Source organism: Nostoc sp. KVJ3 (assembly GCF_026127265.1).
Classification (GTDB): Bacteria; Cyanobacteriota; Cyanobacteriia; order Cyanobacteriales; family Nostocaceae; genus Nostoc.
The window spans coordinates 27292-39932 of record NZ_WWFG01000016.1 but is presented as its reverse complement, the minus strand read 5'-3'; the positions used below and the strand labels follow the sequence as shown (position 1 = coordinate 39932).

Sequence of the window (12641 nt, the reverse complement as noted above, 5' to 3'; positions counted from 1 at the left end):
CAAAGGTAAAAAGACTCTACTCGTAGAGATTACCTGACAATTTACCCCAAGTCACTCATCCCCTAGTAAGGCTTCGAGCTTGTTTAAAAGGTTTACTAGCTGCTTTTGCTTGTCTTTTTCTTTCCATAACTGACGCTTTTTAATGCGCTGGGTGATATTTTGGAGGCGGTCTGGTATTTGGTTAGATGCTTTCGAGTCGGGCGTAAGTTCTACATCCGTCCAGGCTGTGATTTTTTCTTTGATTTGGCTTAAAGACCAATCGTTAGCGATCGCTTCGGACAAAAGTTTTTTTCGGATTTCATTATTTCTTACCCGCGCCAAGACTTGTGCTTTGGTGTATTCCAGTTTCCCTTCTCGCAGTGCTATTAAAATTTCTTCGGGCAGATTGAGCAAAGGTAAGCGTGTGGTAATAAACGATAGCCAATTCATGAGTCCCAGACTCTCAAACACCTGTTGTACCGTGTTTGATTGTTCTTCATCTAGGTTAGGAGAAACGTTTTTACTAGATTCAGTTTCATCGGCTAACTGGTCAGAAACGTTGTCAAGAGATTGTGGATTATCGGGGTTAGGAAAAACGTTTTTCCTAGATTCATTTTTCTCGGCTAACTGGTCAGAAACGTTGTCAAGAGATTGTGGATTATCGGGGTTAGGAAAAACGTTTTTCCTAGATTCATTTAATGAGTCTTTTGACTGCTGTTCCCCCTTGCTGTGAGCGTTTTTCATTCGATACAGCAAGGATTTGACGGCTTCTACATCGCAATGCAGCCGGATTGCCAACAGGTGCAAGATGCCTTCAGTTTCTTCAACAGGGTTAAGGTCTTCTCGTTGCAGGTTTTCAATCAAAGCCAACTGAAACGCTTGGTCATCAGATAGCTCACGCACAACCACAGGCACAACTTCCAGTTCTGCTTCAAGTCCTGCCCGATAACGTCTTTCTCCTGCTACTAATTCATATTTCCCTCCACCTAGTGGACGCACTAACAGAGGTTGGAGAATGCCATGCTGCTTGACTGACTCAACTAATTCTTTTAATGCTTGTGGGTCAAAGTATCGTCTGGGCTGGTGTTGAGGCAGAACTATATCTGAGAGTTTGATAGTAGTTTCAGTAGCATAAGGCAACTCGCCATCTGGGGAAGATAACCAAGGTGCAGGGGGTGGAGTTGTAATTTGACCCCCAAAGGGTTTGTCTGTTTGTTTGCGTCGGATCATAAAGCCTCCAAAGCTAAAGCGATTTCTTCAAGAATAGTGACTACAGGATGTTTCGGGTCAAATACTGCTAGGGGCGCACGTTCTTCTGACGCATCGACAAAAGCGGTAGCTCTGGGGATGGGTGGGAAAATACGACCCCAAGCTGAAAGTTGTTCTTGGATGGCAGCCAATGCTCGTTTATCGGCTGAGTTCTGTTGAGCATACCGCGTGGGAATAAACCCGGCTATTTGGATTTTGCGGTTGGCTTTATTTTTTACGTGGGTGATAGTTTGTAAGAGTTCGTCTGTTCCCTCAAAGGCTTTGAGATGGGTTTCCACGGGAACGAGTACGTGTGTGGCCGCGACTAAGGCGATATAGGAAAGCAATCCTAAGCTGGGGGGACAATCTATAAGAATGAAGTCGTATTCATTTAGAACAGATTCAACGGCTTCCTTAAGGCGCAACTCGCGCATCGCAGCACTGACTAACTGCATTTCTGCTCCACTTAGGACTCGGCTTGCTGGAACCAAGTCCATGCCGTGAATGCCCTCATGAATCGGTAAGGGCTGCTCATCGATAATGGCATCAGCAACGGTTTTTTGTAACTGAGATGGCACTAACCCCATGAATTTGGTCAAGGACGCTTGGGGGTCTATGTCGATGAGGAGAACGCGATGTTTTCGTCGTGCTAGGTGGTATCCCAAATTTTGGGTCAGTGTCGATTTGGCGACACCACCCGCCTGGTTAAACAGGGCAATAATGCGGCATGGAGGGTCAGAAGTTGACACTGGCTTTCGTTCCTAGAAGATACGATGATCTTTGGTCAACCGGCTCGGTTTTAGTTTCCAGTTTCTTGAAGTGTATCAGAAGAAGAGAAGTTCTAGCTAAGACGGTAATTTCAGCAGTAGACTTTATAGAATCAAGCAACATTAAGTCATTCCTATGACAACCAAACAAGCCATTTTTGAAGCGATTGAACAACTGCCATCCCAGCACCAAGAAGAGGTGTTGCGGTATGTTCAACAGCTTGCACTTACCCAGAAATCACCCTCCTCTTACTCACCCACTGGCAGTAGCGACCCCCTGGCAAACTTTATCGGTGCAGTATCTCATGGCTCCTTGGCTGCCAACTTAGACTCGGAACTCTATGGCGACTAAGTGCTGAAATGGTCAAATGTGCGTGCGCGGTGTGGTAAAAAGTAGCTATTAAGAGTGCATCATGGAGACAAACTATACATTCAAATTCAATTCGGCAACTGGCAGATTCAACAGCAGCAATACGCCTAGTCACGCACTATATGTTACAGCCATCAAGTTTTTTAACAAGTTTTTGCACAAGAGAAATGTACGATTTATTATCAAAATCTCTCCAAGTTGTTCTACTCCCAAAAACACCAAAATTTATAACAATCGGAAGCAAACCCTGATTCGTAACTATCGGCCACACTTTTTCATAAGACAAATACTCTCCTCCTTGTCGCCAGCCAATGCGATCACAAAATTCGCTCCAGACTTGTTCTGTTCCATCTAAATTTTTGTAAATCTTCTTCTGAACGCTAAAACCAAAATGACCCTTGCTGGCATATACCCAAAGTTGGTCGATGATGCGGAGGTCTTCACACGGAAACTTAAAAATCTTTTCTTCATTTAAAAATTTTCCACCCACCCTCTTGTTCATTAAATCTGCTGTTTCCTCATTAGCCTTTTGCCATTCTTCATTCCATAAATAATCAGCAAGTTGACTGTATATAGATGATAATTGAAACTTAACTAGACTAATTCCGCTATTTATTTCTTCTTTAGATGATTTATAATGAACCGCTATCTCACTTAGCTGATTACCGTAACTTGTTCGATACCATTTTCCTAACCACACACAAAACCGATTTGCATGTTTCCAACTTATCCCAGTAATCGTTTCATTAGCATCTCCTTCAGGAAATCTGCTGCTTTCCCAGTGTTGGGGTTTACAAGGCTCTCCTGTTTCATCAAGAAACAGTTGATATTCAGCACAAGTAATGTAGCTATCATCAATTTCTGATTCTTGATCAATTCTTATAAAATTTCTCAAACGCCGTATTAATCTTACTTTAGCTGCAAAATGGAAAGTTTCTGGGTCAGTTGATTCTAATCCATCTTCTAGTCTATTTATTAGTTCTTTCTTTACATTGGAATCTACTACTAAACACTCTTCTAGACAATCATAAGCCAATACCCAAACATCAAGTGATGGAGAATTCATCTCCATCACTGCACGAATCAGTTGAGTAGCATTGTTTTGGGCAGCATAGAGGCGAATTGTTTCTGCCCACCAAGATTTATTAATATTTGCAATTAATAAATCCTCTTGCTTCAATTCGCTAACCCGAACTGCTGCTAAATATTCCTGAACACTTAAGTGAGGAAATTGATAAGTTTTTAACTCTTTTTCTACTAAAAACCCATTGATATTACAAATATACTTAATAAACTCTTCTGCATTGACCTTATTGCCAACTACAGTCTTCAACTGTTTTTGTATCCAAAAAGTTCCATCTGCCAGAGCAAACTCAGTCTTTTGCTGCTCCATTAATTTTAGTGCTAGTACTTGCAGGACAGATTGCTTGTCTTTATCTGTTAACGTATCGAGAGGATGATCTTGATCGATAAGCTCCTTTGCTTCCAGCCGCTTTCCTAGTAAAACCTCACACATCTCCCTATAAAGCTCAACTCGTTTTTCGGGCAAAGTCTTCTCTTTAAGATTTAATTCATCATGAAGCTTACAAATCATTGTTAATAGCAATGGATTCACAGCCATTGCTGCTAATGGAGAACTTTTTCTAATCCGTTTTATCAAATCTTCAGATTGTTTTTGAGCTTCTTCCTTTATTGCTGACATCTGAACGCACGATTTTTTTGTCTTCTTCTTTACTTCCAAATACCATTGACTAATAAATCTACGAACTTGCTCCGGTTTTAATTGTTGGACTTCTAAAACTATGTCAACCTTATTTAATTTTGCCTTTTCATAGCCTCCTGGTCTAGATGTTAGGATAAAAGTAGCGTTACGATATTTTTGTATTTGTTTATCAATCCAAGCACTCATTTGCTTACGCTGACTTTCATCTGCTACTTCATCTAAGCCATCTAGCATTATTAAACATTTATTATTTTTCTCTTGATTTAATTCTTGCGACAACCATTGCAACACTTGTTTATTTATTACTTGTTCGGCTATCAATTCTGCTAAAGATGTATTCTTATTCTGAACTATTGTTTGATACACCTTTCTTATAAGCAACAATACTGGAATTAGTTCTAGAGCTTGATTATGGTAGTTTTGTTGTGCTTCATTTGCATAAATGAGAGTTAAATGTTTCAAAAGAGTACTTTTACCCGCTCCTGGTCCACCCAGCAGCACTATACACCCCCTCGCCTGCTTATCATATGATTGTGCTAAAAAATGCCAAATTTCGTCTTCTCCCTTATTATGATCATTTGCTCCATTAGTCTCTAGCCAAATCATTTCATGGTGTGTATTCTTGGCATGATTGAATTGTATCTTAAGTGGCACAAATACCTTTGGTAATTCCAAGGCATAATCTTGGCTTAATCCTTCTGTTTGATAGCTTTGAAAGTTCTCAATTAAATCTTGGTAATATTCTCTTTGAGTTTTTATTTTTAATACTGCTATCGAAACTTTTTGAGAGAGTTCCATGTTTGTTTTATAACAACCTTCATCAAAAGCTTTATAAATAACATCTTCCTGATTTGCTCGTTGAGAAGTTAAATATTTATAAAAGTTTTTAACAAATATCCTCTCGGCATTTATAGGTTTTTTATCATTTGATTCTTTTATATCTATCGATTGTTTCATACCAATTACATAATTAATGTATTCGCTAATTAACTTAGCTGCTTTAAATGAATAGCTTGAATAAATAAGCACACACTTAACATAATCGCTATGCCTCTCAAATAATTGTGCTAACCTTGTTGGTGAGATAGGTTCGTCCTTTCCTTGATCATCCGTAAAAAAGAAAGAGCCATCCTGATTTCCCCATCCACAAATATGAACAATTTGAGGGCGTTCTTCTTTGATTGCATCATCAAAAACATTTAGAGAATGTACATTATTTTTTATAATAATATCAAAAAAAGTTTGTTTATCTTCTCCTTGAATAGCTAACTCTATTTCCTTAAGTTCTTCATTAAAAAGTAATTCATCGGAAACGGCTACCAAAATGAAGATTTTCTGCTGCTGAATACTTAGTGCTGAGAGAAGATTTGATGACGAATCCGAAGGTACTTCCGATGGCGGCAAATCTTGTGGCAGCAATTTTTGAGCAATAGCCTTTAAGCAAGGGTTTCCAGGGTTGGCTTTACGTGCAGCACGAATTAAAGCTTCAACCCATCCCTGAGAATTTGCTGCTTCAATTAACTCAAAGATAACAGTTCCTAAATCTTTGTCTACTGCTGCTATTTGTGAAAGATTTCTATTTAATTGTTCAGATACCATCTGAGTTAATAATCCGTTTTGAGGAAAAGCATTAATTAAACCTTCTCGTAATTCTATGCGTTGTTCACCAGATAAATGCATCTTTCTCAATACCTCATATTTTCACTACAAGTAAGAATTGTTGTGGCTGGTTCAAGCGATTGCACTCCAAACCCCATTACTACTTAGTTACTTTGTCTCTGGTCGCAGATTCATTAGACATAGCACCATCATTAGCTCTCAACTATTGCTTGCTCGCATCCCTAAATTGGTCGTAAAAGGTTTTAATGATTGGATTACTCCCAATCCTGGGCTAACTTAATTTCATGTCGTAATTCTGGCGATAAATCATTTAGAACTGCGTGTATTGCAATACCTTCATTGTGAAAGGTTATTACCTCACCTTTCACCGTTTCTTGTGGTAAAGTCTGATATCTCTCTTGGGGTAAATTTGCATAATATTCTTGTGGTACACATGTTGCAGCGTGGTGCAATCCGATAACTTTCCAATAATCATTAAGTACGGGAGAACCAGAAGAACCGCCTTCAGTATCTGTCAAGTAACGTAAAAAATCTTTATTAGCACCAGTTCCTATATAGAAGTTATTACGGATGGCATAAATAAGTGGACCACCACGAGGGTGCTGAATAATGTTTAAGCGGTATCCGCGTTCCAATTCAGGTTGTTTCTCAACCAGACATAGTGGTTTACGATCTGCAATTTTTTCTGACTCTTTCAATCGTACAATGGCGTAATCAAGCTTTTGATTGCTTGCTAATAGTTCAGCATTCTGACAGGCTAGATATGAACCACTTTCACTCAAGAAATCAAACCAGGCAGTCAAATTCTCAGCTTGCAGTTGGAAATCCTCTGGAGTTGCAGGAGACTCGTAGCTTCTATCTCGTGCCTCTATAACATGGTGATTTGTAATTAATATACCTGGTGCAATAATCCAAGCCGTACCAAAAGTATCATCTTTAGCATTACCGCCAAAAATACGTGGAACTCTTAATCGACATATACTTTTGCTAGTTTCTAATGCCTTTTGTACAAAGACGAAAGGTACGCGTTCATCACGTCCTTTAAAAAGAAGTTTTTCAGGTTCGAGAGGTGGGACAGATGGTGCTGGTATCTCGCCACCATAGTACAGTTCTAGTTCTTGAATAATTTCTTTAAAAGTGCTGCTTAATTCTCCTTGCCAGCCTTGAATATATTTCATTGCGTTGTCGGCGATAACGATCAGAGGTCTAACCCCAGTTTTTGTATCTCTTCCCAGCCGCACAAATCCACTAATGATGTGATTTAAATCAAGACGGCTAATTTCTTGAGAGCGGGTTATATCAATCCGTGGTAGTCCTTCTAACAGACTACTTCTTCCACTAAAAGTATCAGTGACGGATAATTGTAGCAATGCATCAATAAATTGTTGCTGGATATTACGGTCTAACTGCTTGTTAATGCTCGTCATTATACAACTCCTCAAATGCTACATTTATTTGATCACGCAAAGATACTAAATCTTCACCAAGACCATAACCATTGGCATATTGAAAAGCATTATCTATAAGAATGTATAGAGGGTGTTCTGCTGAAAATTGATTGCCCCGTTCTCGCAATTGTTGAACAATTAAGGAAATATCAGTCCTAGCATTGACATTGCTTCGATTCAAACTATCTGAATTTTGAATATTTAACAAAAATGCAGTTCGACCCTGAAAAGAATCGGCAGCAGGAATTGCAATCAACTTGTTTACAAGATTCGAGAGAAGTTCGCGCAACCTCACAGTAACTGAATAATCGGCTGTTAAAGAGTCAGAATTAGATGTTATGTAAGCTTCAGTAAAGTCTCGAAGTGCTTGATTGCCTGGGTTGTAATTTTGAGCAGCGTGAATCAAATCGTTTAGCCATCCTTCAGCCTCAGCCATTTGAATCAATCTAAAAACAATATCTTGTAAATTACTACCACCAGCAATCGCTTCTAGATTCTTTTCTAACTCCAAAGAGAGCATTTGCTCTAAACTTGATCTTGTAGGAAATGCACTTATTAGTGCTTCTTTCAATTGTCTGCGCTGTTGTCCGCTAAACGTCATTTATAAAGCTCTCCTCTAGCAGTAGTACAGAAATATTATTTTCTTATGGGTAAGTTCGACAGCAATCTCAAATATCTACTATCGAACCATCAAGTTTTCACTCAATCACATCATCTACTTCAATCAAATCCCATTCTTTTTCAACACGATCAATTGTACTTTCGTACTCAGTATCAACTGTTAGAGATCCAAGTCCAAAAAAACCTTTTTTCAACTTGTGAAAGCCTACTAGAGGTATAATGTCGCTTTCAGTAGTTAGTTTAAATCCTATATTATTCTCTGACTTGGCTTTAAAGGTAAGGTTGACATCTGCTAAATCAATGGTAGTTTTACCTTCTGCTTCAAGAGTTATAGAAGAATTATTTGACGCAGAAATGATGATAGTAGCAGATGTTGCTTGCAATAGTTTGGTCACAATGACATATTCTGCTTTCCAGTGTCCGATATTATATAGATTTATTATTTTTTCTTTAAAGTTAGGCAGATTATCAATAGACTTAAACACACAGCCCGGTGCATTAAAAAAAACAGAATTTTTATTAGAAAATTTTATTTCTAACCTGGCATTAATATCTGCAAATTCATTCACCTTAGCCTGGGCTTGAGGAGAGACTTCTATAATTTGGGTGCTTGCAGACGTATATTTGTACCAAGCGGGAGGGGCTAGAGGATTTGGAGAGGCTTCATGAATCTCTATACCTCTAAAAAGTTCTTTTAAATTTCCTTCTTTATTGAAAATACCGTCTTTTAAATATCCAAAATCTCCTAAGACAATAGCTTCGTTTGGAAGCCAGTTAGCGTATAGCTTTGCAAAATTTTGATGAATTTCTTTAGCATATGATTTTGCCATTTCCATAAACTTTATCCTTTAATAAGAAACCATTTAAAAAGTGAATCTTTAGAATGCAATCTAATGTAACATAATCCGTAGTTTTTCATAAAAAGAGTGATTTTATTTTTGTAGTTGCTTTACTATTTTTATCCCAAAGCAGTAAAAGTAATAAATTCTGGTAATGATTAATATACCAACTTTAGGGAACAATAAATTTAAAATGGCTAAGACCATCGCTTAACTAAAACCTCCCCAGAACTCCTATCAGGGCTAACGTGCAGATATTTACTCGTGGTATCCAAACTTGTATGCCCAAGAGTAGCCTGAACCAAATGCACTGGAACACCTTCTTCTATTGCGTGAGTAGCGTGACTGTGCCTAAACCAGTGCGCTGAAACATTCATGACATCGTAACACTACCCCTAACTGTATAAATCGACATTGTTCAAAAGTCCAAAGCAGAGATCGCGTTTTGCTTCTGCTTCTCAGTTACCCCCAGATATCGCTCCAAAGCTGCCAAAGTCCGATGTCCCGATATCTCCTGTATGTGGCGCAACGGTATCCCGGCATCGCTCATCCTGGTTAACGCAGTCCTGCGGAAGCTGTGCGTACTCACCCCCTCAATCCCCAGCCGCACACAGGTATCTCTGAGGATTTTGTCAGCGCTGACCTTGTGGATATGTAAGAGTCCATGCCGACCAGGAAACAAAAACTCCTTGCGGCGGTTGGGGTTGTACTCTTCTAAATACTGCTTGAGCTTGGGATGCACTTGGATTTCCCTAGTGTCCCGCTTACCTTTGGTGTTCACGCTGCGTAATACTAACACCCCTCTGACACCGTTGCTGCCAAACACATCTTTCACTGCCAACGTGCAAGCTTCGTTGATCCGGCAAGCAGCATAAAGGCACACGCCGAACAAAGCGCGATCGCGTGGGTTGACAAAGCCCTCGTTAAATAGGAGATTGATTTGGTCGGGGGTAAGGATTTCTGCCCTACCGAATCTGTTTATTTTCATAGGTTCTAGCCTACATTGTCTAACAGTAGAAACACAATGTAAACGCCTGGAAACCTATATATTCCGTGAGCAACTTCAAACCACTAGACTCAGTTAATCTCTGCTTATCAATCCCAACCGCTACAACCCGCATAATGGCGTTGGCTGATAAAATTAGCTTATGTGAAGAGCGCTATTGCCAAGTAGGGGTATGATCCGCACTTAATACTCATACCTAACTTATAAATGAAGCGATCGCTTCATTTATATGTCCATGATTGAAAAGCCTTACTGTTATTGCAGCTAATAAACAGTTAGTTGCTTTATACTTAAATGAACGGCAATTTCTTCATTGAAGCTCACTTCTGACTATCATTGGTAAAAAGTCACTTATTGGGGGTGAAGTAATGGACGAGCCTAAAGGGGACGACAAAAACAATTTTCTTTACCCTCGCAGTCGCTACTACGGTCAGGTTAAGCCAGAGAATTTAGTATTTAATGCCAACCTCCAAGAATTTGCTCAAAAAGTTGGCTACATTACCTCTTTAGAAACCAATAGTAAGCTTTCTCCTGATGAGGCTTACAAACAGATTAAGGCGCTTTGGAAACTTTTGTTGTCCAGTAAAAAAGGACTCTTGATTTGTGACGTGCCACCAGAGCAGCCCTAAAATTAGGCATCACCGTGCCATTTCCCGAACGCCAAAGTACTGAGGAATAATATTACTCAGTACTGAAAATAGTAAAAGTAGCCTTACGCCTTTTTGCCGCCATAGCCACAGAGCGAACGCTTGTTGTCGGCTCACTGTCAGACCTCTGCGCTCGACTCTTGCGGTGAACAAAATTTATTTACCTACTTGCATAAATTTGAAATTAATGGTGATAAATGATATACAAACTTGATTGAGACAAGTGAATTGATGGACGAGCCTAATCAGTCAGACAAAAACAATTTTCTTTACCCTCGCAGTCGCTACTACGGTCAATTTAAGCCGGAGAACTTAGTATTTAATGCCAACCTCCAAGAATTCGCACAAAAAGTTGGCTACATTACCTGTTTACAAACCAATGGTAAGCTTTCTCCTGATGAGGCTTACAACCAGATTAAGGCACTTTGGAAACAGTTGAAGCGCAGTAAAAAAGAACTCTTGATTGCTAACTGTAGCGACCTGCAATTATAAATCCCCCGACCTGCAATCATCGTTGTTTTCAGCCAGGATTATTTGCAACTATAATTTCAGTTGAGCCAGGATTATTTGCAACTGAGCCAGGATTAAATGCAACCAGCCTGCAATCATCCGTTTCGACCAGGATTAATTGCAAATAAGCTCAACACCTTACTAGGGCTGAGTTTTCTCTCCTTGACAGGAGTTGGTCAAGAAACTCATTTCAGAATTTGATAGGTTAACTTTGAATTATTTACCGAGTTTTTTTACTTAAAAACCAACGGTAAAAGTAACTCTAAGCCTTACTGGTAACGCAGTTAAGAAACCGTTCGTTTTTTTTACTTTTATAGTTGCAAATAATCCTGGCTCAAACCGATGATTGCAGGTTGGTTGCAAATAATCCTGGCTCAGTTGCATTTAATCCTGGCTGAAGCACAATTATAGTTGCAGATAATCCTGGTTTGTAAATGTCTTGATTGCAGGTTTGAGCGATTAGTATTGCAGGTCGCTACAGCTAACGTGTCACCAGAGCAGCCCTAAAATTTTGAGAAATCAAAAAACACATTGGGGGTTTTGGAGCTATGCCGTCACTAAGCCACTCATAAAAAGACAGGATCATCGCCCGGCATACACTCCAAAACCCCCTCGTTCATTAGGACTCAGTATCTTCACAAACCATTGGTTTCAGGTTGGTTGTGCGCTTAGAAAAGCTCTTTAATAAGAACTTACTTATATGAGCCAGTCCCAAAAATGCACCTATGCCATCACTAGCATTTAGATAAAATACATAAGGAGAATCATCTCCTTCTTCTTGAGCAAACTCTTTCAAATATGTTATGTACTTTGATTTGCAATACTTTAAATTCAAGGGGTGAATATATTTTGATTGTTTATTTGACCACATCTCATAAATTTCTGATTCATCTAGCCAAATCTGACCATTCTGTAAAATAAACCTTCCCGCCGCTTCTAATGTTTCCTCAATCCATTCATTTGTAAATTTTAAATCGGGAAATTGTTCAGAGGCAGCCAAGAGAACAGGTAAAGGAACACTCCATACGGTTCTAAACTGCACAAATGGAGGTTGATGTACTACTGTGAATCCATTCGTGCTTGTACCCCAGTTTGAGATTGACCATTCATACCAATTTTGTTCACCTGGATACATCTGTTCTTCTTCCGTTCCTAAATCACCCTGAAAAACATCTGGCGGCATTGGTACAAAAGCATGGAAATCAAATAAGCTTTGATTAGTATTTGCTTGCTCAAAAAACGCCTTCACAGATTGATTACTTCCCTCAACAGTTAAATAATTTTCAACAGAGTTAGACACGTGATTCTCTCCCGAATAAATTCTGAAAAGCGGTGATTAAACAGTTGACTATAATTGTCCCGACTCACACAAGCATCAAAGGTAAGAATTTACTTGTTTCCCCTGAGTTGACCATTTTTCATCTAGAAGGCGACAAGCGACATAAACAACATTTTGAGGATTGCGCTTGTGTCTTCCATTCGTACCCCAGGAACGGACGGTATAATCACCTTCATAACCTAAGACAAGTGAAAGCTCGTCGTAAGTTAACTGCCACTTTTTCTTAAACTCAATTGGGTGCATAGTATTCAGGTATTTCCATAAATTAATTAGCAGAGACGCAAAGAGAAATTATCAAAGGTAAGAATCTATAACTTTCCCCTCATCTGACCATTTTTCATCTAGAAGGCGACAAGCAACATAAGCAACTTTTTGAGGATTGCGCCTGTGTCCTCCATTTATCCCCCAACAACGGACAGTGAAATCATTTTCGTAACCTAAGACGAGTGCTAGCTCGTTGTAAGTTAATTGCCACTTTTTCTTAAACTCAATTGGGTGCATAGTATTCAGGTATTTCAATAAAT

At 39.2% G+C, this 12641-nt stretch carries 15 protein-coding genes; 3 read left to right on the top strand and 12 right to left on the bottom strand.

Annotated features, from left to right (window positions below):
* Positions 1-51: 51 nt before the first annotated feature.
* On the bottom strand, positions 52-1209 hold the full coding sequence (locus GTQ43_RS40535) for a ParB/RepB/Spo0J family partition protein (protein ID WP_265278273.1): 1158 nt from the start codon (positions 1207-1209) through the stop codon (positions 52-54).
* Positions 1206-1976 (bottom strand): ParA family protein, encoded by a 771-nt coding sequence (locus GTQ43_RS40530; protein ID WP_265278272.1) that lies wholly within the window; start codon positions 1974-1976, stop codon positions 1206-1208. Before GTQ43_RS40530 ends, GTQ43_RS40535 begins: the two co-directional genes overlap by 4 nt.
* Before the next feature lie 154 nt (positions 1977-2130).
* On the opposite strand from GTQ43_RS40530, the gene GTQ43_RS40525 reads away from it, so the two are divergent.
* The gene (locus GTQ43_RS40525; protein WP_265278271.1) at positions 2131-2346 is read left to right on the top strand and encodes a hypothetical protein; all 216 of its coding nucleotides are present in this window, start codon (positions 2131-2133) and stop codon (positions 2344-2346) included.
* A gap of 136 nt (positions 2347-2482) precedes the next feature.
* Here GTQ43_RS40525 and GTQ43_RS40520 read toward each other — a convergent pair whose 3' ends face one another.
* From GTQ43_RS40520 to GTQ43_RS40495, 6 genes are all read right to left on the bottom strand, one after another.
* Positions 2483-5767 carry a GUN4 domain-containing protein gene (locus GTQ43_RS40520; RefSeq protein ID WP_265278270.1) on the bottom strand — a complete coding sequence of 1095 codons (3285 nt, stop codon included), beginning with the start codon at positions 5765-5767 and terminating at the stop codon, positions 2483-2485.
* A 194-nt stretch (positions 5768-5961) separates the two neighbouring features.
* Positions 5962-7134, bottom strand: coding sequence for a trypsin-like serine peptidase (locus GTQ43_RS40515; protein ID WP_265278269.1), 1173 nt, complete (start codon positions 7132-7134; stop codon positions 5962-5964).
* Positions 7121-7756, bottom strand: a complete 636-nt coding sequence (locus GTQ43_RS40510) for an effector-associated domain EAD1-containing protein (protein WP_265278268.1) — start codon at positions 7754-7756, stop codon at positions 7121-7123. The genes GTQ43_RS40515 and GTQ43_RS40510 overlap by 14 nt, the downstream gene beginning before the upstream one ends.
* Before the next feature lie 97 nt (positions 7757-7853).
* Positions 7854-8612 (bottom strand): hypothetical protein, encoded by a 759-nt coding sequence (locus tag GTQ43_RS40505; RefSeq protein ID WP_265278267.1) that lies wholly within the window; start codon positions 8610-8612, stop codon positions 7854-7856.
* A 200-nt stretch (positions 8613-8812) separates the two neighbouring features.
* A complete protein-coding gene (locus GTQ43_RS40500; protein WP_265278266.1) occupies positions 8813-8992 on the bottom strand; it encodes a tyrosine-type recombinase/integrase in 180 nt (59 codons plus the stop codon).
* 41 nt (positions 8993-9033) lie between these two features.
* Positions 9034-9603: a tyrosine-type recombinase/integrase gene (locus GTQ43_RS40495; protein ID WP_265278265.1), complete on the bottom strand. Its 570-nt coding sequence runs from the start codon at positions 9601-9603 to the stop codon at positions 9034-9036.
* 386 nt (positions 9604-9989) lie between these two features.
* Here GTQ43_RS40495 and GTQ43_RS40490 point away from each other — a divergent pair, with 386 nt between their 5' ends.
* On the top strand, positions 9990-10250 hold the full coding sequence (locus tag GTQ43_RS40490; protein WP_265278264.1) for a hypothetical protein: 261 nt from the start codon (positions 9990-9992) through the stop codon (positions 10248-10250).
* A 9-nt stretch (positions 10251-10259) separates the two neighbouring features.
* Here GTQ43_RS40490 and GTQ43_RS40485 read toward each other — a convergent pair whose 3' ends face one another.
* Positions 10260-10385, bottom strand: a complete 126-nt coding sequence (locus tag GTQ43_RS40485) for a hypothetical protein (protein WP_265278263.1) — start codon at positions 10383-10385, stop codon at positions 10260-10262.
* 114 nt (positions 10386-10499) lie between these two features.
* Between GTQ43_RS40485 and GTQ43_RS40480 the strand changes: the two genes are divergently transcribed.
* A complete protein-coding gene (locus GTQ43_RS40480; protein WP_265278262.1) occupies positions 10500-10760 on the top strand; it encodes a hypothetical protein in 261 nt (86 codons plus the stop codon).
* A gap of 637 nt (positions 10761-11397) precedes the next feature.
* Here GTQ43_RS40480 and GTQ43_RS40475 read toward each other — a convergent pair.
* The 3 genes from GTQ43_RS40475 to GTQ43_RS40465 all read right to left on the bottom strand — a co-directional run bounded on the left by GTQ43_RS40475 (position 11398) and on the right by GTQ43_RS40465 (position 12618).
* The gene (locus tag GTQ43_RS40475) at positions 11398-12078 is read right to left on the bottom strand and encodes a hypothetical protein (RefSeq protein WP_265278261.1); all 681 of its coding nucleotides are present in this window, start codon (positions 12076-12078) and stop codon (positions 11398-11400) included.
* 75 nt (positions 12079-12153) lie between these two features.
* Positions 12154-12360, bottom strand: coding sequence for a hypothetical protein (locus GTQ43_RS40470; RefSeq protein ID WP_181927218.1), 207 nt, complete (start codon positions 12358-12360; stop codon positions 12154-12156).
* Positions 12361-12411: 51 nt separating this feature from the next.
* A complete protein-coding gene (locus GTQ43_RS40465) occupies positions 12412-12618 on the bottom strand; it encodes a hypothetical protein (protein WP_265278260.1) in 207 nt (68 codons plus the stop codon).
* Between the last annotated feature and the right edge of the window lie 23 nt (positions 12619-12641).

Coding starts and splice junctions, on each gene's coding strand:
- GTQ43_RS40535 (WP_265278273.1), bottom strand. CDS start 1,209: ATGATCCGACGCAAACAAACAGACAAACCCTTTGGGGGTCAAATTACA.
- GTQ43_RS40525 (WP_265278271.1), top strand. CDS start 2,131: ATGACAACCAAACAAGCCATTTTTGAAGCGATTGAACAACTGCCATCC.
- GTQ43_RS40520 (WP_265278270.1), bottom strand. CDS start 5,767: ATGCATTTATCTGGTGAACAACGCATAGAATTACGAGAAGGTTTAATT.
- GTQ43_RS40515 (WP_265278269.1), bottom strand. CDS start 7,134: ATGACGAGCATTAACAAGCAGTTAGACCGTAATATCCAGCAACAATTT.
- GTQ43_RS40510 (WP_265278268.1), bottom strand. CDS start 7,756: ATGACGTTTAGCGGACAACAGCGCAGACAATTGAAAGAAGCACTAATA.
- GTQ43_RS40505 (WP_265278267.1), bottom strand. CDS start 8,612: ATGGAAATGGCAAAATCATATGCTAAAGAAATTCATCAAAATTTTGCA.
- GTQ43_RS40500 (WP_265278266.1), bottom strand. CDS start 8,992: ATGAATGTTTCAGCGCACTGGTTTAGGCACAGTCACGCTACTCACGCA.
- GTQ43_RS40495 (WP_265278265.1), bottom strand. CDS start 9,603: ATGAAAATAAACAGATTCGGTAGGGCAGAAATCCTTACCCCCGACCAA.
- GTQ43_RS40490 (WP_265278264.1), top strand. CDS start 9,990: ATGGACGAGCCTAAAGGGGACGACAAAAACAATTTTCTTTACCCTCGC.
- GTQ43_RS40480 (WP_265278262.1), top strand. CDS start 10,500: ATGGACGAGCCTAATCAGTCAGACAAAAACAATTTTCTTTACCCTCGC.
- GTQ43_RS40470 (WP_181927218.1), bottom strand. CDS start 12,360: ATGCACCCAATTGAGTTTAAGAAAAAGTGGCAGTTAACTTACGACGAG.
- GTQ43_RS40465 (WP_265278260.1), bottom strand. CDS start 12,618: ATGCACCCAATTGAGTTTAAGAAAAAGTGGCAATTAACTTACAACGAG.